At 62.1% G+C, this 21929-nt stretch carries 17 protein-coding genes; 14 read left to right on the forward strand and 3 right to left on the reverse strand.

Annotated features, from left to right (window positions below; all coding sequences use genetic code 11):
* Positions 1–143: 143 nt before the first annotated feature.
* Entirely contained in the window at positions 144–1235 is a 1092-nt protein-coding gene (locus OEG79_RS07400; protein WP_264148134.1) for an AraC family transcriptional regulator, read from the reverse strand.
* Between the two features lie 296 nt (positions 1236–1531).
* Here OEG79_RS07400 and OEG79_RS07405 point away from each other — a divergent pair, with 296 nt between their 5' ends.
* Positions 1532–3565, forward strand: a complete 2034-nt coding sequence (locus tag OEG79_RS07405; protein WP_264148135.1) for an NADPH-dependent 2,4-dienoyl-CoA reductase — start codon at positions 1532–1534, stop codon at positions 3563–3565.
* Positions 3566–3628: 63 nt separating this feature from the next.
* Positions 3629–4060, forward strand: coding sequence for a nuclear transport factor 2 family protein (locus tag OEG79_RS07410; protein WP_264148136.1), 432 nt, complete (start codon positions 3629–3631; stop codon positions 4058–4060).
* Positions 4061–4097: 37 nt separating this feature from the next.
* On the opposite strand, the gene OEG79_RS07415 is transcribed toward OEG79_RS07410, so the two are convergent.
* Complete coding sequence (locus OEG79_RS07415; protein ID WP_264148137.1) at positions 4098–5054, reverse strand: TAXI family TRAP transporter solute-binding subunit; 957 nt, start codon at positions 5052–5054, stop codon at positions 4098–4100.
* A gap of 565 nt (positions 5055–5619) precedes the next feature.
* Here OEG79_RS07415 and OEG79_RS07420 point away from each other — a divergent pair.
* From OEG79_RS07420 to OEG79_RS07430, 3 genes are read left to right on the forward strand one after another with little or no spacing between them, the layout of a single operon-like run.
* Positions 5620–6987 (forward strand): chromosome partitioning protein ParA, encoded by a 1368-nt coding sequence (locus OEG79_RS07420; protein WP_264148138.1) that lies wholly within the window; start codon positions 5620–5622, stop codon positions 6985–6987.
* 2 nt (positions 6988–6989) lie between these two features.
* A complete protein-coding gene (locus OEG79_RS07425; RefSeq protein ID WP_264148139.1) occupies positions 6990–7931 on the forward strand; it encodes a 1-aminocyclopropane-1-carboxylate deaminase/D-cysteine desulfhydrase in 942 nt (313 codons plus the stop codon).
* Positions 7932–7952: 21 nt separating this feature from the next.
* A complete protein-coding gene (locus OEG79_RS07430; RefSeq protein WP_264148140.1) occupies positions 7953–9062 on the forward strand; it encodes a cyclic nucleotide-binding domain-containing protein in 1110 nt (369 codons plus the stop codon).
* Positions 9063–9141: 79 nt separating this feature from the next.
* Here OEG79_RS07430 and OEG79_RS07435 read toward each other — a convergent pair whose 3' ends face one another.
* Positions 9142–10074 carry a DUF1853 family protein gene (locus OEG79_RS07435; protein WP_264148141.1) on the reverse strand — a complete coding sequence of 311 codons (933 nt, stop codon included), beginning with the start codon at positions 10072–10074 and terminating at the stop codon, positions 9142–9144.
* A 95-nt stretch (positions 10075–10169) separates the two neighbouring features.
* Here OEG79_RS07435 and OEG79_RS07440 point away from each other — a divergent pair, with 95 nt between their 5' ends.
* The 9 genes from OEG79_RS07440 (at position 10170) to OEG79_RS07480 (ending at position 21928) form a co-directional block, all read left to right on the forward strand.
* Complete coding sequence (locus tag OEG79_RS07440; protein WP_013716320.1) at positions 10170–11057, forward strand: NAD(+) kinase; 888 nt, start codon at positions 10170–10172, stop codon at positions 11055–11057.
* Positions 11058–12032: a metallophosphoesterase gene (locus OEG79_RS07445; protein WP_264148142.1), complete on the forward strand. Its 975-nt coding sequence runs from the start codon at positions 11058–11060 to the stop codon at positions 12030–12032. It begins immediately after the preceding gene.
* Positions 12029–12883 (forward strand): rhomboid family intramembrane serine protease, encoded by an 855-nt coding sequence (locus OEG79_RS07450; RefSeq protein WP_264148143.1) that lies wholly within the window; start codon positions 12029–12031, stop codon positions 12881–12883. Before OEG79_RS07445 ends, OEG79_RS07450 begins: the two co-directional genes overlap by 4 nt.
* A gap of 47 nt (positions 12884–12930) precedes the next feature.
* On the forward strand, positions 12931–13194 hold the full coding sequence (locus tag OEG79_RS07455) for a YeaC family protein (protein ID WP_264148144.1): 264 nt from the start codon (positions 12931–12933) through the stop codon (positions 13192–13194).
* The gene (locus OEG79_RS07460; RefSeq protein ID WP_264148145.1) at positions 13194–14030 is read left to right on the forward strand and encodes a DUF2797 domain-containing protein; all 837 of its coding nucleotides are present in this window, start codon (positions 13194–13196) and stop codon (positions 14028–14030) included. Before OEG79_RS07455 ends, OEG79_RS07460 begins: the two co-directional genes overlap by 1 nt.
* Positions 14031–14081: 51 nt before the next feature.
* Positions 14082–16739: an aminopeptidase N gene (gene pepN / locus OEG79_RS07465; RefSeq protein ID WP_264148146.1), complete on the forward strand. Its 2658-nt coding sequence runs from the start codon at positions 14082–14084 to the stop codon at positions 16737–16739.
* 474 nt (positions 16740–17213) lie between these two features.
* A complete protein-coding gene (locus OEG79_RS07470) occupies positions 17214–19199 on the forward strand; it encodes a DUF1302 domain-containing protein (RefSeq protein ID WP_264148147.1) in 1986 nt (661 codons plus the stop codon).
* Positions 19200–19264: 65 nt separating this feature from the next.
* Entirely contained in the window at positions 19265–20635 is a 1371-nt protein-coding gene (locus OEG79_RS07475; RefSeq protein ID WP_264148148.1) for a DUF1329 domain-containing protein, read from the forward strand.
* Between the two features lie 198 nt (positions 20636–20833).
* Positions 20834–21928, forward strand: coding sequence for a WD40/YVTN/BNR-like repeat-containing protein (locus tag OEG79_RS07480; RefSeq protein ID WP_413247528.1), 1095 nt, complete (start codon positions 20834–20836; stop codon positions 21926–21928).
* Position 21929: the final 1 nt, after the last annotated feature.

A 21929-nucleotide genomic window follows, 5' to 3' on the forward strand; every position in this document is an offset into this window, starting at 1 on the left:
CTTGGCTCCGGGCAATCGCTTGCGGCTTCTCGCCATCTTTTCTTCAAGTGCGCAATGCAGCCTGCTGTCGATCAGTTGACATGACCGGGGAGAGCCGCCGATGGAGGATCATCAGCAGGCGTTGCTCAAGCGGATGCGGTCGCTCAGGACGCGTCTGACGGTGTTGTCGAGGATGACGCCACCGAGCTCTGAGCTTCACCGCTGGCCCTGCGCTGGGCGCGACGATAGTCGCCCGGCGTCTGCCCCAGCCAGCGTTTGAAGGCGCGCTGGAACGCCTCGGCCGAGGCGAAGCCGAGCAGGTAGGCGATTTCACCGAAGGCCAGCTCGGTGTCACGAATATAGGCCGTGGCCAGGTCGCGCCGAGTTTCGTTGAGGATGGCGCGAAATTGCGTGCCTTCCTCGGCCAGCTTGCGCCGCAGGGTCCAGCTCGGCAGGTGCAGGCTGCGGGCGACTTCGTCCAGGTCCGGCTCGTGCCCATGCAGCAATGGGCCGAGTAGCTGGATCACCCGTTCGCGCAGGCTGCGCGTACGGGTCAGCTGATCCAGTTCCCGTTCACACAACTCCACGAGATGTCGCCAGGTGCCCGGGCAGTGCTGCGGATTGCGCAGTGCCAGGGTGTCATTGCTCAGGCGCAGGCGGTTGGCGCCGGCGGCGAACTCCACCGGGCTGCCGAACTGCATCTCGTAGCGCTCGCCATAGTCCGGCGCGGGAAATTCGATCTCGACCTTTTCCGGTGTGACGGGATGGCCGACCACCTGGCCCAGGTTGGTCTGCCAGCCGGCCAGTACCGAATCCACCACGAAGCGGTTGTAGGCGTTGTACGGGCTGATGGAATAGAAATGCAGCCAGGCACCGCGGGTGTCTTCGCTGAAGCCCGAACGCCCCCGGTAGTTGGCGGCGTAAAGCGCCTCGAAGCGCGTCAGCGTGCGCGCCGCTTCACGCAGATCGGGCGCCTGTGCGGCGCAGATGCCGGCCAGGCCGACCTGGCTCAGGCGACTGTGGCGGCCCATGTCCAGGCCCAGTGCCGGGTTGCTGCACAGGGCGATGGCGCTGTGGCCAAGGCGCATGAAGCGCGGAATCGACAGGCGTGCGCGCGGTTCGCTGAGGCGAGCGGCATCCAGACCGAACTGTTCGAGCAGTGGCTCGGGAGGCTGACCCTGCTCGCGCAGTGCATCGGCCAGCGCCTGGGTGAAACCGACGGAGAGGTCGCCGAGGCGAACACGTGAGGTTTTCATCGCTGGCGGTTGATCCGTTGTCCGCCGTGTTCGCTGCTGGCGGGGCCGGCTGACAACATTGGTGGGAACAGAAGGGTGATCAGTAGGCGCATTGATGTGGGCATCTGGCTTCGTTGCGATGCAGGTTAGGTTGGTCGTGACGTGCTGCCAAGGTGTATTGCTCTTTTTGATCATTATCTTGTTAGTTTTGCTCATTGAGCATGGCCGGCAGCCTCTTTATCGTCTGGCTCCATAAACGACCGCGGGACCATGAAGCCGCGGCACTCCGTGAACTGCACCGTGATGTGGAGATTTCCATGACTGCTCGCTACCCGCACATGCTGGCCCCGCTCGACCTCGGCTTCACCACGCTGAAGAACCGCACGCTGATGGGCTCCATGCACACTGGCCTGGAAGAGAAACCGGGCGGTTTCGAGCGTATGGCGGCCTATTTTGCCGAGCGCGCCCGCGGCGGCGTCGGACTGATGGTCACCGGCGGCATCGGCCCGAACGAGGAGGGTGGCGTGTATGCCGGCGCAGCCAAGCTGAGCACGCAGGAAGAGGCCGAGAAGCACAAGATCGTCACCCAGGCGGTACACGAGGCCGGTGGCAAGATCTGCATGCAGATCCTGCATGCCGGGCGTTATGCCTACAGCCCGAAGTCGGTGGCGCCGAGCGCCATCCAGGCGCCGATCAACCCGTTCAAGCCGCGTGAACTGGACGAGGAAGGCATCGAGAAGCAGATCGCCGACTTCGCCAACTGCGCCGCGCTGGCGCAGCAGGCCGGTTACGACGGGGTCGAGGTGATGGGTTCGGAAGGCTACTTCATCAACCAGTTCCTGGTCGCCCACACCAACCACCGCACCGACCGCTGGGGCGGCAGCTTTGATAACCGCATGCGTCTGCCGGTGGAGATCGTCCGCCGCGTGCGTGAGGCAGTCGGGCCGAACTTCATCATCATCTATCGCCTGTCGATGCTCGACCTGATCGAAGGCGGCAGCACCTGGGACGAGATCGTGACGCTGGCCAAGGCCATCGAGAAGGCCGGCGCCACCATCATCAACACCGGTATCGGCTGGCACGAGGCGCGTATCCCGACCATCGCCACCAAGGTGCCGCGTGCGGCCTTCACCAAGGTCACCGCCAAGCTCAAGGGCGAAGTGAGCATTCCGCTGTGTACCACCAACCGCATCAATACCCCGGAGGTGGCGGAGCAGGTTCTGGCCGAAGGTGACGCCGACATGGTGTCGATGGCCCGCCCGTTCCTCGCCGACCCGGACTTCGTCAACAAGGCTGCCGCAGGTCGCGCCGACGAGATCAATACCTGCATCGGCTGCAACCAGGCCTGCCTGGATCACACCTTCGGCGGCAAGCTGACCACCTGCCTGGTCAACCCGCGCGCCTGCTACGAGACCGAGCTGAACTACATCCCCACCACTGCGGTGAAAAAGATCGCCGTGGTCGGTGCCGGCCCGGCCGGGCTGGCTGCCGCTACCGTCGCCGCCGAGCGCGGCCACAGCGTGACCCTGTTCGACGCGGCCGGCGAGATCGGCGGCCAGTTCAACGTGGCCAAGCGTGTGCCAGGCAAGGAAGAGTTCTTCGAGACCCTGCGCTACTTCAAGCGCAAGCTGGAAACCACCGGCGTCGACGTGCGCCTGAACAGTCGTGTATCGGCTGACGAGCTGGTCAAGGGCGGTTTCGACGAGATCATCCTGGCCACCGGTATCGTGCCGCGCACGCCGGAGATCCCGGGTATCGACCATCCCAAGGCGATCGGCTATCTGGACGCCATTCTCGAGCGCAAGCCGGTCGGTCAGAAGGTGGCGGTGATCGGCGCCGGGGGTATCGGCTTCGACGTTTCCGAGTACATCACTCACCAGGGCAAGGCTACCAGTCTCGACCGTGATGCGTTCTGGAAGGAGTGGGGCATCGACACTGCGCTGGAAGCCCGTGGCGGCGTGGCTGGTGTGCAGCCGCAACCGCACCCGGCGGCGCGCGAGGTGTTTCTGCTGCAGCGCAAGAAGAGCAAGGTTGGCGACGGCCTGGGCAAGACCACCGGCTGGATTCACCGCACCAGCCTGAAGAACAAGAAGGTACAGATGCTCAACTCGGTGGAGTATCTCAAGATCGATGATGCCGGACTGCATATCCGCGTTGCCGATGGCCAGCCGCAGGTGCTGCCAGTCGACACCGTGATCGTATGCGCCGGCCAGGATCCGCTGCGTGAGTTGCAGCAAGGGCTGGAGAGTGCCGGTCAACGCGTACACCTGATCGGTGGTGCCGATGTTGCTGCCGAACTGGATGCCAAGCGCGCCATCAACCAGGGTTCGCGCCTCGCCGCCGAGCTGTGACGAAAACGCCCCGCCTCGTGCGGGGCGTTTTGCATGTGGCTGACAATAACAAGGAGAAACCCCATGTCCACCGATCTTCACCTGCAGTCGCAGGCGGCTGCCACCCTGCAGCGCTGGCATCAGTTCGTCGCCGCCAGGGATCTGAGCGCCTTGCCCGAACTGCTGCACCCGCACGCAGTGTTTCGTTCACCCATGGCGCACAAGCCCTATCCGGGCGCGCAGGCGGTCAACCTGATTCTCAATACCGTACTCAAGGTGTTCGAGGACTTCGCCTATCATCGGGAATTGGCCTCGGCCGATGGTCTCAATGTGGTGCTGGAGTTCTCTGCGCGGGTCGGCGAGCGCGAGCTGAAGGGGATCGACATGATCCGTTTCGACGAGGCGGGGAAAATCGTCGAGTTCGAGGTCATGGTGCGGCCGATGAGCGGGCTGCAGGCGCTCGGCGTGGAAATGGCGCAGCGCCTGGCGCCGTTTCTCGCTGCGGCCAAAGGCTGAGATCAGGTAGCCCGCTGCAAGAGCGGGCTCGTTCGCGCTATTTGAGCACGCCAACTTCGCGATAGAAGCGCTCGGCGCCCGGATGCAGAGGGATCGGTAGGCCATTGATTGCCTGTTCCAGACGGATGGCCTTGGCGGCCGGGTGTGCCTGGGCCAGGTGATCGAGGTTGCCGAAGAGCAGCTTGGTCATCTGATAGGCGACATCGTCGGAAACGCTAGTCTGGCTCACCAGTACGTTGGTGATGGTCGCCGTTGTTACATCGCTGCTCTGCCCCTTGTAGGTGCCGGCAGGGATGATGCCTGACTGATAGGCGCCGCTGCCGATGCGCGACACCACCTGTTCCGGAATGGCCACGAAGGTGATCGGCATGCGTTCGGCCAGTTCGCGGATTGCCGCCATGCCCAGGCCGGCTGACTGCAGGGTGGCATCGAGCTGGCCTTTCTCGATCAGCTCGACCGACTCGGCGTAGGGCTTGAACGCCACCTGGCCCATGTCTTCGTAGCTCAGGCCCGCGGCCTTGAAGATTGCCCGGGCATTGAGTTCGGTACCCGAGCGGGGTGCCCCGACGGAGATTCGCTTGCCGCTTAGGTCTTCCAGGCTCCTGATGCCCGATGCCTGGCTGGCGACGATCTGAATGTAGTTCGGGTAGATGCCGGCGATGGCGCGCAGGCGATCGCGCGGCGCTCTGAAACCTGCTTCCTCGTCACCTTTCCAGGCATCGGCCACCGAGTCGCCGAGGGCAAAGGCCAGTTGGCCACGGGCGATCTGCAGCAGGTTGAGGTTCTCCACCGAGGCCTTGGTGGCGCGCACGCTGGTGGTCGAGCCTTCGATGCGTTCGCGATAAAGCTCGGACAGACTCAGACCCAGCGGGTAATAGACCCCACTGGTGCCGCCAGTGAGGATGTTGATCGAGGTTGGGTTGGCGTGAGCATTGGGGCTGCTGGCCAGGATCGCGGCAGCGACGATCAGGCCAACACGCTTGGCTAGGCGCATGGGAGTTCTCCGTTGTTGTTGTATTTCGGGCGGGCAGCGAGTCAGTGCCGCGAGGGTTCGCAACAACGGGAACAGGTATTCGCCAGGTGGATCGAGCAGGAAGGGATGGCAGGGGAGCGTTGAAAAACCATGGAACTGACCTCTTGTCTTTTTTATTAGTCCGGTCACGCGGCAGAGCGCGACCTGGTCGAGGCTCGAGCAGATGACGTGCCAGGTTGACGGAGCGTTGTTCCAGAGCGGATGAGGTTTTTATCAGTGCCTTGTATGGGCGGAAGTTCGCTTATTGTGGTGGGCGTTTTGGCGGGAAACCGCTGATGAACCATGTCTGGCGGCCCGGAATTCGGCTGAGGGTGTGCGCTACATTGCGCTCTTGTCACATTTTTGCGTGAGCGGCGTGCAATCCGGCCTGGCTCGCAGGGTCAGTGCCAACCCAGTCACATTGCGGGAGGAGGGTTTTCCCCTAGACTTGCCTGACCGATTAGGGACGGCATCAATCGTCAAAGCAGGATGGGCTTTGGCGATGGTGCCGTACGCGCATATCCCCCGTTGGTTCAGAGGGCCTTCGATGAGCATGCAGAACAAGCCGCAGATGGTGGAAGCCGTGATGTTCTTCAGTGAACGCGGTATCTGCAAACAGATGATGTTCCCTGAGTTCGAGGCCTTGCTCGACGGTGTGGTGAACATGCCCGAATTTGCCGACGAGCAGATGCGCGCGGTATTCGTGGTGATCAACCCGCGTCTGCTGGTCAGGGCTGCGGTGTTCTTCCTGCTGGATTTCGACGAGGACGGTCGCCCCGACAAGGGCTGGAACATTCCGTTGCAGCATCTGGGCGAGCGGGCCGGTCGTGGTCCTGATCTAGGCGCGGGGCCGATCCGCCTGGCCTGCCGCAGCCAGTGTCCGGTGTCCTGGCACCAGATGCATCTGTGGGATCCCAGTCTCGCGCCGGGGCAGAACGACCTGGTGCTGCTGCGTGATGCGGTCAAACGCAATCAGCTCGGTCTATTGGTCGAGGACGACAGTGCCCAGACGGTAGTTGCCGAACGTTTGCAGGTGGCCTCCGAAGACAAGTGGTATGCCCCGGATCCGGCCAAGGAAGTGGCCGATCAATTGGCGCAGAAGATGGATCAGGAACATCGCGCCAAGACTGCGCAACTGATTCAGCAGCAGCGCCTGCGCATCACCAGTCTGACCCAGCAGCACGAGGAAGAGCTGGCCAAGTTCAAGCTGGCCAGTGAGGAGCAGAGCAAGCATCTGCAGGCGCAGCTTCATGGCCTGCACCAGGCGCTGCGTCAGCAGGAAGAGCTCAACGCCAGCCTCAAGGCGCAGCTGGCGGCTCAGGCCGAAAGCTTCCAGAACAGCCGTGAAGAGATGACGCAACAGTTGCGCGCACTGGAGCATCATGGTCGCACTGAGGGCGATATCCTGCGTGCCCAGTTCGATAGTGAGGTGCGTGCCAAGGTCGCGGCGGCCGTGGCGGAGTACAAGGAGCAGATCGCCGTACGCGATGTCGAACTGGCCTATCGCAACGAGCTGGACGCTCAGCAGCAGGCAGAGATCGAGCGCCTCAAACGTGAGCGCGATGCCTTCGCCAGCCAGGGCGGTGATCAGGTGCTGGAGCGCCTGGCCAAACTCGGTGTGGTGTTCGTGGTATACCACCCCGGTGCCGGGCACCTGACCATTCCGCTGCAGGACGTCGCCCGCTATCAGGACAACCCCATGGCGTACGCTGCAGGCAAATGCTTCGTTTCCGAAGAACAGTATCGTCACTGGCTGGCGCACTATCAGCAGCCGAGCTGCGATGCGACCCTGCCCAGCGGCGAACGCTGCGCCATTCCCATCGACCGTGTCGACACGCCCAGCCGTTTCACCCTGGGTGAATCGAACTGCTGTGCACGGCACAAGGCGAGCAGTCGTCTGCGCACCGTCAGCTGATCTTGCCGGTACTTATTCCCTACTGGCGCCCGCAGGCGCCACTGCAAGCGCTGAAGTTTCCCTGGCTCGACGCTGCCGGCGTCGAACTCGCCTGTCTGCGCCTCGATCTCGTCGATCTGCTGGTATCCGGCAACAAATGGTTCAAGCTCGCACCCTATCTCGAGCAGGCTGCCGCTACGGGCGCGCAGGGCGTGATCAGTCTTGGCGGGGCGCATTCCAATCATCTGCATGCCCTGGCCGCTGCGGGGCAGCGCTTCGGCTTTGCTACCGTTGGCCTGCTGCGCGGTGAGGCGCAGCGGACACCCACCATCGACGATCTGCAGCGCATGGGCATGGAGCTGCACTGGTTGGGTTATGGCGGTTATCGCGCGCGTCATCAGCCAGATTTCTGGACGCCTTGGCTGGCCCGCTACAGCCGTTATCAGGTGGTAGGCGAAGGTGGTTTGGGGCTGCCGGGAGCGCGAGGCTGCAGCATCCTGGTTGAGATGGCCGAGGCACAACTGGCGACGATCGGCTGGAACGATTTCGATGCCTGGTGGCTGGCCGCCGGGACGGGCACCACACTGGCCGGCGTGCTACTGGGCGAGCCGCGCCGCACTGTATTCGGGGCGCTGGCCGTGCCGGCTGATCATGGTGTTGCCAGTCAGGTTTCGAGGCTGTTGGGCGAGGCAGGTGAGACGGGGCGGGACTATCGACTGGTTGAAGCCGCCCGCGGCGGTTTTGCCCGAATCGACGAAGCGCTGCGCCAGTTCATCCTGCAATCCGAGCAGGCTTGTGGTCTGCCACTGGAGCCGGTGTATACCGGCAAGGCGCTCATGGCGTTGCGCGAATTCTGCGAGAGCGGTCAACTTGCACGCGGCAGTCGGCTGATCTTCATTCATACTGGCGGCCTGCAAGGGCGTCGGGCGCTGATGGGCGCGCACGCCGACTACACTCAGGTCTGACCAGCGGAGCCTGGAATCTTCATGAGCGAACCCCTTACCCATGAACAGTTACGCAGCCTGACGCCGCTCAACGCGCTCTCCGAGCAGCAGTGGCGCGAGTTGCGCAGCCAGTTGGTGCCGCAGCCTCTGCTGGCCGGGCAGTTGCTGTTTCGTCAGGGCGATCAGGCGCGCCTGACCTGCTATCTGCTGGCCGGCGAGCTGCAGTTGCAGGATGCCGAGGGGAACACGCAAAGGGTGCAGGCGGGCAGCGAGATCAGCTGTCACCCCTTGTCACCCGGTTTGCCACGTCTGCATGACGCGCGTGCCCTGACCGATGTCAGCGTGCTGATGATCGACAGTGCCACGCTGGACCGCCTGCTGACCTGGCGCCTGGCGCATCAGGACCTGTTGCTGGCGCTGCAACACAGCGGCGCCGATATCGAGTGGCTGGAGCGACTGCTGGAAAACCCGCTGTTCTCCAAGGTGCCTCCGGCCAACGTGCAGAACATGCTGGGGCGTCTGCAAAGAATCGAGCTGGCGGCGGGCAGTCGGGTTCTCGAAGAGGGCGCCAGCGGCGATTGCTGTTATTTCCTGGAAAGCGGTCGTGCCGAGGTGATCCGCAGCGCCGACAGTGATCGTCAGGTGCTGGCGGAGCTGGAAGTGGGTGCCTGCTTCGGTGAAGAAGCCCTGCTTGCCGACCGGCCACGCAACGCCACGGTGACCATGGTCGAGGACGGCAGCGTGCTGCGTCTGGACCGCCAGGATTTCTTCGCCCTGCTCAAGGCTCCCGTGGTGGCCGAAGTGTCTCTGGGTGAGGCCTCCAGGTTGCTGGCGCAAGACGCGCAGTGGCTCGATGTCCGCTTGCTGGAAGAGTACGAGAAGGCGCACGCACCCCAGGCCCTGCACATGCCGCTGCAGCTGTTGCGCCTGAAGGCGCGTCTGCTGGATCGTTCGCGCACCTATCTGTGCTACTGCGACAGTGGCAAGCGCAGCAGCAGCGCGGTGTTCCTTCTCTCGCAGCTGGGGTATGGCGTATACGCCTTGCGTGACGGGCTCGATGGCCTGCCGGCGGTGCAGCGCGATGCCTTGCTCTGCGAAAGCGGGGCCGGCTATCTGGCGCGCTCCGGTGGGCGTACCGAGCGCAGTCGTTGAGCAGGGCTGGCTCTGGGGCAAGCGTAGCCCGGATGAAAACCGGGGATTGCAGGCGCGTGCGACCCGGATTGCATCCGGGCTACGAGTGCGTCGGCCACTGATCGTTGACCAGAAAGATTCGTTCGGCCTCTCGCCAATCCCCGGCTTGATCTTCTTCCAATCGTACCAGCAGCTGTGCCTGAGCCTCTGGGCGCAGCGTGTTCAGCCATTGCTCAAACATTTCATCAGGCCAGATTCCATCGGCACTCACCCGCGCCGGTGCGAGCCAGGAAAGTCTTGGCAGCGGTTGCCAGTGGGCATTGGCTCTTGCTGTGGTGAAGTCGCTCCAGTTGCGTCGATACAGCCAGCTGCCCCGGCAGTGTTCGGGCATGGCTCCGCGGGGCGCCGGGCAGCCGTCCGGCCAGGGGTAGAAGAGATAGCCGCCGAGCCAGAAGGCGGAGCGGGGTTCGCCAAGCTGTAGCTCGTTCAGCGGCCCACGGGCCTCGCGCCGGGACGACAGGGGCAGTTGATGGTGCGCCAGATGGCTCAGTTTCAGGTCGAGTCGGTCATGGCTGCCGGGCCCTAGCCAGTCTGCCGCGTCGCAGCTGTTGGTACCCAGATAGAACTTCACCGCCAGCTCCAGATGGTGTTCGCCCTCGTCGTCGCGCAGCAACAGGTCCAGCTCGCCCAGGGTATGGCCGTTATGGCGGATTGGCAGGTTGGCGGCGACCACTTCGACGTCCGGCGCAGCGTGCAGGGCGAACTGCCACAGGCGTTCGTAGTACAGCCCGAGGCGCCGTGCCGGTTTTTCCGCCAGCCAGGCGAGCAGGGCGCCGGCGTCGCGATCCTGCTGCATGAACCAGTCTGCCAGGCGCTGCGGTTGAACAGCCCAGCGGCTGGCCTGCAGGGGATGACGCTGGACTTTCGTGGTCTCACCCAGCAGGGGCGGCGAGAGCAGGGCCCAGGACAGGTCGCGTACCGCCGGGGTACGCAGGCTGGGCAACAGGTCGTGCAACAGGTCGGGAGCGATCATGAGCCGAGCATAGCGCAGTCATGGTGCTGGTTTGCTGCGGCCCGGGCCTTTGGCCGATAATCCCCCATCGTTCTTATCTGTCTGGCGGGAGTCCCATGGAGCAATTTCGCAATGTCGGCATCATCGGGCGCCTGGGGAGCACGCGGGTTCTGGAAACCGTGCGCCGCCTCAAGCGCTTTCTGATCGATCGCCACCTGCATGTGATTCTCGAAGACACCATCGCCGACGTGCTGCCCGGGCACGGCCTGCAGACGTCTTCGCGCAAGATGCTCGGTGAGGTCTGCGACCTGGTGATCGTGGTCGGCGGTGATGGCAGCATGCTCGGAGCCGCCCGCGCCCTGGCCCGGCACAAGGTTCCGGTGCTGGGGATCAACCGTGGCAGCCTGGGCTTTCTTACCGACATTCGCCCCGATGAACTGGAGCTCAAGGTAGCCCAGGTGCTGGAAGGCCAGTACCTGACCGAGAACCGCTTTCTGCTCGAGGCCGAGGTACGCCGCCAGGGCGAAGCCATCGGCCAGGGTGACGCGCTCAACGACGTGGTGCTGCATCCAGGCAAATCGACGCGGATGATCGAGTTCGAGCTGTATATCGACGGCCAGTTCGTTTGCAGTCAGAAGGCCGACGGCCTGATCGTCGCCACTCCCACGGGCTCGACCGCCTATGCGTTGTCCGCCGGCGGGCCGATCATGCATCCGAAACTCGATGCCATCGTGGTGGTGCCGATGTATCCGCATACCCTGTCCAGCCGGCCGATCGTGGTCGACGGCAACAGCGAGCTGAAGGTGGTGGTGTCGCCGGACATGACCATCTATCCGCAGGTGTCCTGCGACGGGCAGAACCATTTCACCTGCGCGCCGGGCGACACTCTGCATGTGGCCAAGAAGGCGCAGAAGCTGCGGCTGATCCATCCGCTGGATCACAATTACTACGAGGTTTGCCGTACCAAGCTCGGTTGGGGCAGCCGCCTGGGAGGACAGGACTGAATGTCCCTCGACCCCCATCGTGGCTATGACCTGATCGGTGATATCCACGGTTGTGCGCGCACCCTCGAACGTTTGCTCGAACGCCTGGGTTACAGCCGGCAGAGCGGTGTCTGGCGCCATCCGACGCGCATGATGATCTTCCTCGGCGACCTGATCGACCGCGGTCCGGGCATTCGTGAAGTCCTGCACCTGGTGCATGACATGGTGAGTGCCGGCCAGGCGCTGTGCATCATGGGCAACCACGAATTCAACGCCCTGGGCTGGAGCACGCCGGCACCACCGGGGAGTGGGCGTCAGCATGTGCGCGAGCACAGCCCGCGCCACCAGCGTCTTATGCGCGAGACCTTGACGCAGTTCGAGGCTTATCCGCAGGAGTGGCGCGAATTCCTGCGCTGGTTCTACGAAATGCCCCTGTTCATTGATGCCGGGCGTTTCCGCGTCGTGCATGCCTGCTGGGACGCCGAGCTGATCGCGCCGCTCAAGGCGCAGTTCCCTGATGGCTGCATAGATGAACACTTCCTGCAGGCGTCGGCCGTGCCGGGAAGCTTCGCCAACATGGCGCTCGATCGTCTGCTGCGTGGCACCGACATGCGTCTGCCGCACGGCCTGACCCTGACCAGCGGCGACGGCTTCACCCGTTCCTATTTCCGCACCAAGTTCTGGGAAGAGAATCCGCAGACCTACGGCGATATCGTCTTCCAGCCCGATGCATTGCCGGAGCTGGCGGCGCAGACCCCGCTGACCGAACTGCAGAAGGACGAACTGCTCAGGTATGGCGCGCATGAGCCGCTGCTGTTCGTCGGTCACTACTGGCGGCGCGGCAAACCGGCGCCGATCCGCGCGAACCTGGCCTGCCTGGACTACAGCGCGGTGGTCGGTGGTCGTCTGGTCGCCTACCGTCTGGATCAGGAAACGCGCCTGGACGCGGGCAAGTTCGTCTGGGTCGACGTTGACCCGCAGGAGGCTCCGCGATGACGACAGTTGTGGTGTTGCGCTTGCCGCTGGATACCGACCTGAGCGGTTTCGTCGCTCTGTTGCAGCGCCTACGTGTGCCGCACCGTGTGGCGGAAGAGGGCGGGCAGCAGGTGCTCTTTGTGCCGGGTGAGGAACTCGCTGAACAGGTGCGTGAGCTCTACTCCCGTTATCCGCAGGGCGACGCTGGAACCCAGTTGCCACGCCCCCAGGCTCCGGCGCGCGAGAGTTTCCTGGTGCAGTTGTGGCGCAGTCCGGTGACGGCCCTGATGCTGGTGAGCACCTTCATCGTGTTTGCGGTAACCCTGGCGGGCGAGAATTTTGCCGCCATTCGCTGGCTGAGCTTCGTCGACTTTCGTATCGACGGCGAGCGCATTTACCTGACCTATCTGAGTGCCACGCTCGACAGCGGTCAGTGGTGGCGCCTGATCACGCCGATGCTGATCCATTTCGGCTGGCTGCACCTGGCGATGAACAGCCTGTGGTACTGGGAGTTGGGGCGGCGCATCGAGTTTCGCCAGGGCTCCATCGGGTTGCTCGGGCTGAGCCTGCTGTTCGGTCTTGCGTCGAATTTCGCCCAGTACTGGTGGGCCGGACCTTCGCTGTTTGGTGGCTTGTCCGGGGTGCTGTATGGCCTGCTCGGGCATTGCTGGATCTACCAGCGTCTGGCGCCGAACGCGGCCTATCGCCTGCCGCCCGGAGTTCTGGTGATGATGCTGGCGTGGCTGGCGATCTGCATGACCGGCATCTTCGAACTGCTGCAGTTCGGTGCAATTGCCAACGCCGCGCATGTCGGCGGTCTGCTCACCGGCTGCCTGACCGGCCTGCTTGGCGGTATGCTGGCCCGACGCTGATTCATCTGGCGGGTCGAGCCCGCCCTACGGTTTAACTGGAGATCTCTATGTCGTCCTTTCTCGAAGCCATCGACAACATCACCCCGGAAATCTACGAGAGCCTCAAGCTGGCCGTGGAAATCGGCAAGTGGCCCGATGGCCGCAAGCTGACTCAGGAACAGAAGGAACTGACCCTGCAGGCGATGATCGCCTGGGAGACGCAGAACCTGCCGGAGGAAGAGCGTACCGGCTACATGGGCCCGCAGGAGTGCAAGTCCAAATCCGAGCCGGTGCCCAACCTGCTGTTCAAGTCTTCGGATACCGTCCACTGATGACTGAGCTAGGACGTGGCTCGCTGAGCAAGATGAAGGCGCGTCTGGACGCGCCGGTACAGTATGCGTTCCGCCTCGGTGACGAGGAGGTGCCGGTCAACCCGCTGGTGGGCAAGAGCCTGCGTCTGGAGTACCTCGGCGCCATTCATTGCACGCACTGCGGGCGCAAGACCAAGACCAGTTTCAGCCAGGGCTACTGCTACCCCTGCATGCAGAAACTGGCGCAATGCGACATCTGCATCATGAGCCCGGAGCGCTGCCACTTCGAGGCCGGTACCTGCCGCGAGCCGAGCTGGGGCGAGCAGTTCTGCATGACCGACCATATCGTCTACCTAGCCAACTCCAGTGGGGTGAAGGTCGGCATCACCCGCGCCAGTCAGGTGCCGACGCGCTGGATCGACCAGGGTGCGACTCAGGCGTTGCCCATCCTGCGTGTGGCGACTCGGCAGCAGTCCGGCTTCGTCGAGGATCTGCTGCGTAGCCAGGTGGCGGACAAGACCAACTGGCGGGCGCTGCTCAAGGGCGATGCCGCGCCGGTCGACCTGGTTGCCATTCGCGAGCAGGTCCTGGATGCCTGCGCCGGGGGCATTACCGCGCTGCAGCAGCGCTTCGGCCTGCAAGCCATCCAGCCGCTGTCCGCTGCCGAAGTGCTGGAAATTCGCTATCCCATCGAGGCCTATCCAGCCAAGATCACCAGCTTCAATCTGGACAAACAACCGCTGGCCGAAGGTACTCTGCTCGGTATCAAGGGCCAGTACCTGATGTTCGATACCGGCGTGATCAATATCCGCAAGTACACCGCCTACCAGCTGGCCGTCCACGAGATCGCCGCCTGACACCCGATTGCCACCGGCGCCCGATGCGCCGCAGACGAGAGGCCAAGAGCCATGCGCACCGAACAATCCAAGACCATTTACCTGAAGGACTATCAGGTTCCCGATTACCTGATCGACGAAACTCACCTGACCTTCGAACTGTTCGAGGATCACAGCCTGGTGCATGCGCAGCTGGTCATGCGGCGCAACCCGGAAGCCGGCGCCGGCCTGCCGCCGCTGGTGCTCGATGGCCAGCAGCTGGAGCTGCTGGAACTCAAACTCGACGACCGTGAGCTGGGCGAGGGCGACTACACCCTGACCGACAGCCATCTGACCCTGCAGCCGAGCGCCGAGCGCTTTGTCATCGACAGCAGCGTGCGCATCCATCCGGAGAGCAACACCGCGCTGGAGGGGCTGTACAAGTCCGGCAAGATGTTCTGCACCCAGTGCGAGGCCGAGGGCTTCCGCAAGATCACCTTCTACCTCGACCGCCCGGACGTGATGAGCAAATTCACTACCACGCTCAGCGCCGAGCAGCATCGCTATCCGGTGCTGCTGTCCAATGGCAACCCGATCGCCAGCGGCAGCGAGGAGGGCGGTCGCCATTGGGCCACCTGGGAAGACCCGTTCAAGAAACCGGCCTACCTGTTCGCCCTGGTCGCCGGTGACCTCTGGTGCGTGGAAGACAGCTTCACCACCATGAGCAAACGTGAAGTGGCGCTGCGCATCTATGTCGAGCCGGAGAACATCGACAAGGTGCAGCACGCCATGGACAGCCTCAAACGCTCGATGAAGTGGGACGAGGAGGTCTACGGCCGCGAGTACGACCTGGACATCTTCATGATCGTCGCGGTCAGCGACTTCAACATGGGCGCCATGGAGAACAAGGGGCTCAACATCTTCAACTCCAGCTGTGTGCTGGCCAAGGCCGAAACCGCCACCGACGCCGCTCATCAGCGCGTCGAGGCGGTGGTGGCGCACGAGTATTTCCACAATTGGTCGGGCAACCGCGTGACCTGCCGCGACTGGTTCCAGCTGTCGCTCAAGGAAGGCTTCACCGTGTTCCGTGACAGCGAGTTCTCCGCCGACACCCATTCGCGGGTGGTCAAGCGCATCGAGGACGTGGCCTACCTGCGCACCCATCAGTTCGCCGAGGACGCCGGCCCCATGGCCCACCCGGTGCGTCCGGATGCGTACATGGAGATCTCCAACTTCTACACCCTGACCATCTACGAGAAGGGTGCCGAAGTGCTGCGCATGATCCACACCCTGCTCGGCCCGGAGCTGTTCCGCAAGGGTTCGGATCTGTACTTCGAGCGCCACGATGGTCAGGCCGTGACCTGCGACGATTTCGTCAAGGCCATGGAAGATGCCAGTGGCATCGACCTGACCCAGTTCAAGCGCTGGTACACCCAGGCCGGCACGCCGCGTCTGGAGGTCGTTGAGGCCCATGATGCCGTTGCGCAGACCTATAGCCTGACCTTCCGCCAGAGCTGCCCGGCCACCCCGGGGCAGAGCGAGAAGCTGCCGTTCGTGATTCCCGTGGCGCTCGGCCTGCTCGATGCGCAGGGTAATGAACTGCCGCTGCGCCTGCAGGGTGAGGCTGCAGCGCAGGGCAGCAGTCGCGTGCTGTCGGTGACCGAGGCCGAGCAGACCTTCACTTTCGAGGGTCTTGCCGAAAAGCCGCTGCCGTCGCTGCTGCGCGGCTTCAGCGCGCCGGTCAAGCTGGGTTTCCCTTACGACCGCGACCAGCTGATGTTCCTCATGCAGCATGACAACGATGGCTTCAACCGCTGGGAAGCCGGCCAGCAGCTGTCCGTGCAGGTACTGCAGGAACTGATCGGCCAGCATCAGCGCGGCGAGGCTCTGGTGCTGGATCAACGCCTGGTCAGCGCGCTGCGTACGCTGCTGGAAGACGAGACACTGGATCAGGCCATGGTCGCGGAAATGCTCTCGCTGCCGGGCGAGGCCTATCTGACCGAGATCAGCGAGGTGGCTGATGTCGAGGCCATCCACGCGGCTCGCGAGTTCGCCCGCAAGGAGCTGGCCATGGCGCTGTTCGCCCCGTTGTGGGCGCGCTATCAGGCCAACCGCGAAGTCTCCAGGGCCTCCCCGTACGTCGCCGAGGCGGCGCATTTCGCCCGCCGCAGCCTGCAGAACATCGCACTGTCCTATCTGATGCTCAGCGAGAAGCCGGAGGTGCTGGCAGCCTGCGTCGAGCAGTTCGAGAATGCCGACAACATGACCGAGCGCCTGGCCGCGCTGGCCGTGCTGGTCAACTCGCCGTTCCAGCAGGAGCGCGACAAGGCTCTGGCGATGTTCGCCGACTACTTCAGGGACGACGCGCTGGTCATGGATCAGTGGTTCAGCGTGCAGGCCGGCTGCCCGCTGCCGGGCGGCCTGGAGCGCGTACATGCGCTGATGCAGCACGAAGCCTTCACCCTGAAGAACCCGAACAAGGTACGTGCGCTGATCGGGGCCTTCGCCAATCAGAACCTGATCAACTTTCACCGCGCCGACGGAGCAGGCTACCGCTTTCTCGCCGATCAGGTGATCACCCTCAATGCGCTCAATCCGCAGATCGCTTCACGCCTGCTGGCTCCGCTAACCCGCTGGCGCAAGTACGGCCAGGCTCGCCAGGCACTGATGAAGGCAGAGCTGGAGCGCATCCTCGCCTCTGGCGAGCTGTCCAGCGACGTCTATGAGGTGGTGAGTAAAAGCCTGGCGTAAGACGGGGTTGGCTCTACAGGAAGTGTTACCGGCCTATGGCTGGTAACACTTTTTTGTTACCCAACGAAATATGCAGGCCGCTGGTTATGTGTTTGTACGCTTAAATTCGAGTGTCGTTGCTTGACAATGAGACGCTATTTGTACCCGCTAACCCGTACAAAACGGGGGGTGATTGGCATAAAACGTCGGATCGTAGGACAAAGTGCGCCACTTTTTCTGGTCTTTTGGTCAGTGGCTGATCAGTCACGAAAAGAAACCATCCAACGGCTCTCCCACGGCTGTTTGCGCTGATACAACTGTTTGAATTGGCACCATGGTTGCAATGCCGAGCAGGACTTGACCGCGTGCAAGCTCTCGCTGGTCGTTGGAACACGTCGCTACAAAATAAAAAACAGAAGCCGTCGCCAGTACGGCATATCGCGACCCGGATACGGGATCGCTCAAAAGAATGATCTGTCCACGGAGTGAGTCTCGATGGAAATTAAGTCCCGCAAGCCCGTTCTACGTTTTGCCCCGGCCAAGGCCGGCTTTGCGTTCGCTGGTGTTCTGCCGCTGCTGGTTGCAGCTCAGGCGCAGGCGGTGGAGTTCAGCTTCGCCGACAACGAAATCACCGGCTCCATTGACACCACCATCTCCTACGGCCAGCTGTGGCGCGTACAGGGCCAGGACAAGACCAACAACGACATCAACACCAACGACGGTAACCGCAATTTCAACACTGGCCTGGTTTCCGAGGTATTTAAGATTACCTCCGATCTGGAAGCTTCGTACCAGAATTACGGGGTTTTCGTCCGTGGCACCGCGTTCTATGACACACAGATCATGGACAAGCGCAACGATTACTACGATACCAGCCTGGCTTATCAGCCGAGCCAGAACGTCCCGAAAGACGACAGCTTTACTCGTGGTACTCGCCATTCTGCTGGTCGTAATGCAGAAATCCTCGATGCCTACGTTTACGGCAACTGGGATATCGCCAATATGCCGGTAAGTGCGCGATTTGGTAAGCAGGTATTCAACTGGGGCGAGGGTCTGTTCTACCGTGGCGGCGTGAATACTACCAACCCAGTGGACGCTGGCAAGTTCCGTCTGCCAGGCGCAGAGGTCAAGGAAGTGCTGGTTCCGGTTGAGGCGCTGAGCTTTGCCATCGGTCTGACCGACAACCTGTCCATGGATGCCTTCTACCAGTTCAACTGGAAAGAATCGGCGATTGATCCGGTAGGTACGTTTTTCTCGGAAACAGATTTGTTCGGGGAGGGGGGGAATACCGCTTACAACAACTTTGCGGGCACTGCTCTGGCTCCAGCTATTGCGGGCTATAACGGTTTGGCTGCCGGTCTGATGGGCGCTCCTGCCCTCGCGGGTGCACGTGCGGCTGGCATGTTTCAGAATGGCGTGAATGCATCATACGGCGATATCTTGAAAGTCGCTGATGTGACGAGTGATGTTAACGCTAAGAATGATGGCCAGTACGGCTTTTCATTCCGGTATATTGCCGAAGAATTGAACTCCACGGAATTTGGCTTCTATTTTGTTAATTATCATGCCAAAGAGCCGACCATTTATGCTGATCTGAATGGTTATGAGGGTGTTAATTTGCAGGCCTTGGCTACTGTGTTGGGGGGAGGGGTTTTTGACCCTGCGCTTGTTCCAACTGCCGGTGGTTTGGCGACAGTTGATCTGCTAGGCTCCACCCAGGCCAAGCGCGAATATGCCGAAGATATTCGCATGTACGGCTTCAGTTTCAATACCACGATCAACGAAACCTCGGTTTTCGGTGAACTGGCTTACCGCCCCAATCTGCCGGTCGGCATCTCGGCCACCAACGACCTGCTCGGCGATATCGTGCTTCAGGGCGCACAGCTTGCGGATACTTCTGGTATCACCGGCCCCAATGCCGGTACGGCTCTTATTTCCGGGCAGTGGGTTGGGCGTGATGGTTCGGTCAGCAACTCTCGCCGTGTTGAGGCATTCAATATCTCTGTCGGTGCGATCCATAATTTCGGCAATGTGTTGAGCTTCGATTCGCTGTTCGGTGTCGCTGAGATTGCTTCTGAGCACCTTCGCGCTGACAGTCTGAAATACCAGGCAGTTGATGGCGATCGTTGCATTGCTGGTCGCGCTAATACGTCATATTCAACAGATGCTGCTATGGCGAAACAGGACTGTGCTTCGCGTGATGCTTATGGCTATACCTTAGTGTTGTCTGGTACTTGGAACGACGTATATGCAGGTGTGAATCTGTCGCCCTTTGCTGTTTTCAAGCACGACTTTCAGGGCAATGGTCATCAGACCGGTAACTTTATTGAAGACCGTAAGGCTTATACCGTCGGTCTACGTGCTAGCTATCTGAACAGCCTAGAAGCCGAGATTCAATACACCGAGTTCATGGGCGGTGGCCAAAGTAACTCAGGCCGTGACCGCGACAACATCGGTCTGAACGTCAAGTACTCCTTCTAATACCTATAACCAGAAACACGCTGGGCGCTTGCGGGCGCCTGGCAACTCTTCACGGAGAATTACCCATGCTGAACAAGCACAGGCTGATGGCCGTAGCCGTAGCGCTGGCGTTTTCCGCCGGTTCCGCGCTGGCTGCCGTTTCCCCGCAGGAAGCCGCCAAGCTCGGTGACACCCTGACTCCCTTCGGCGCCGAAAAAGCCGGCAACGCCGCAGGCACCATTCCGGCCTGGACCGGTGGCATCACCCAGGCCCCGGCTGGTTACAGCCGCTCGGGCCAGCACCACGTCAATCCGTTCCCGGACGACAAGCCGCTGTTCACCATCACCGCGGCCAACCTGAGCCAGTACGAGGCCAATCTGACCCCGGGTCAGATCGCCATGTTCAAGGCCTATCCGGAAACCTATCAGATGCCGGTGTATCAGACCCGCCGATCCGGCTCTGCGCCGCAGTGGATCTATGACAACACCATCAAGAACGCCACCAGCGCCAAGCTGGCCGATGGCGGGAACGGTTTCAGCAACGCCTATGGCGGCATCCCGTTCCCGATTCCGCAAAATGGCGTGGAAGCGCTGTGGAACCACATCGCCCGCTATCGCGGCACCTACATCGTGCGTCGCGCCTCGGAAGTGGCGGTGCAGCGCAATGGTTCCTACTCGCTGGTCACCTCGCAGCAGGAAGCGCTGTTCAAGTACTACCTGCAGAACGGCTCCTTCGCCGATCTGAACAACATCATGTTCTACTACCTGTCGTTCACCACCAGTCCGGCGCGTCTGGCCGGTGGTGCGACCCTGGTTCACGAGACCCTGGATCAGGTCAAGGAACCGCGTCAGGCCTGGGGTTACAACGCCGGCCAGCGTCGCGTGCGTCGTGCACCTAATCTGGCCTACGACACGCCGATCGCTGCCGCAGACGGTCTGCGTACTGCCGATGACACCGACATGTTCAACGGTGCTCCGGATCGCTATGACTGGAAACTGGTGGGCAAGAAGGAAATCTACATCCCGTACAACAACTACAAGGTCACCAGCCCTGAGGTTAAGTACAAGGATCTGCTGCAGGTCGGTCACCTGAACCCTGCGCTGACCCGTAACGAGCTGCATCGCGTATGGGTCGTCGAGGGTACGCTGAAGTCCGGCGCCCGCCATATCTATTCCAAGCGTACCCTGTTCCTCGACGAGGACAGCTGGCAGGCTGCGGTAGTGGATCAGTACGACGGCCGTGGTGAGCTGTGGCGCGTTTCCATCGCCTACCTGAAGAACTACTACGACCTGCCGACCACCTGGTCTGCGCTCGATGTGTTCCACGATCTGCAGGCGCGTCGTTACCACGTGCAGAACCTGGACAACGAAGAGAGCAACACCATCGACTTCACCCAGGCGGTTCCGGACGACGGTTATTTCAAACCGGCTGCCCTGCGTCGCCGCGGCACTCGATAATAATCGTGTAGCCTCAAATGAAGGCCGCTACAGTTGTAGCGGCCTTTTCGTATCAGTATGGCGAATAGGCTTCTATAACGCGGGTTCTGCCTTAACAAAACATAACGTCTCGCCGATTGTCAGGCCTTTCCGAAGCTCGCTAGGATGGGCAGCCTGCTAATCAGCAGTACCGCCTATAACAAGAAAGGGGGAAGGTATATGAGTGAGCCCGTCATGCGGCGCACCCGGTCCGGTCTGGCGCCCAGTTCGGCGCGCAAATCGGCGCTCCGTGTCCATTCGCCGCTGGCTAAAGCGCTCTCGCTATGCAGTGTGCTTTCCATTCTGGCTTTTGCTGCCGCACCCTTGCAGGCCGAGACTTCGGCTGCGGCTGACGCCGGTTACGCGATCGAGTCACCCAAGGCTGTGCACAGCCTGCTGCTCGATATCGTCAATACCGGTGAGCGCCTGGTTGCCGTTGGCAACCGTGGTCACATTCTCTATTCCAACGATCAGGGACAAAGCTGGCAGCAGGCCAAGGTGCCAACGCGGCAGATGCTGACCTCCCTGTTCTTCGTCGATGCCCAGCATGGCTGGGTGGTCGGTCACGATGCGCAGATTCTCGCAACGGCCGATGGCGGCCTGACCTGGACCAAGCAGTTCGAAGATCTCGAGCGCGAAGCGCCGCTGCTGGATATCTGGTTCAAGGATCTGCAAACCGGTTATGCCGTAGGGGCCTACGGCGCGCTGCTGGAAACCCTGGACGGCGGCGAGACTTGGGACGACATTAGCGATCGTCTCGACAATGAAGATGCCTATCACCTCAACTCGATCGCTGCGGTAAAGGACAGCGGTCTGTTCATCGTTGGCGAGATGGGGGCCATGTTCCGATCCGCTGATTGGGGTGAAACCTGGGAGACGATCGAGGACGCGCCCTATGAAGGCTCGCTGTTTGGCGTGACCGGTACCGATCAGAGCGGTGTGCTGCTGGCCTACGGGCTGCGCGGGCACCTGTTCCGCTCGACGGATTTCGGCGACAGCTGGCAGCAGGTCCGCCTGGAGACGGCGGGCAACGGCCCGTTGGAGTTCGGTCTGGCGGGGGGCTCCCTGCTCGATGATGGCTCCGTGGTGATCGTCGGTCACGGCGGCACGGTGCTGCGAAGCGGGGACGGCGGGCGCAGTTTCGGCTTGTTCAATCGTCCGGATCGTCAGTCCCTGTCGGCAGTGGCCGCAGGCGACGAGGGCCAACTGGTTCTGGTGGGGCAGGGCGGCGTTCGCCTGGCCACCTCGACTGGCGCCAAGCCGACAGCACAATAAT

Origin of the sequence: Pseudomonas sp. Z8(2022) (genome assembly GCF_025837155.1) — a bacterium.
Classification (GTDB): domain Bacteria; phylum Pseudomonadota; class Gammaproteobacteria; order Pseudomonadales; family Pseudomonadaceae; genus Aquipseudomonas.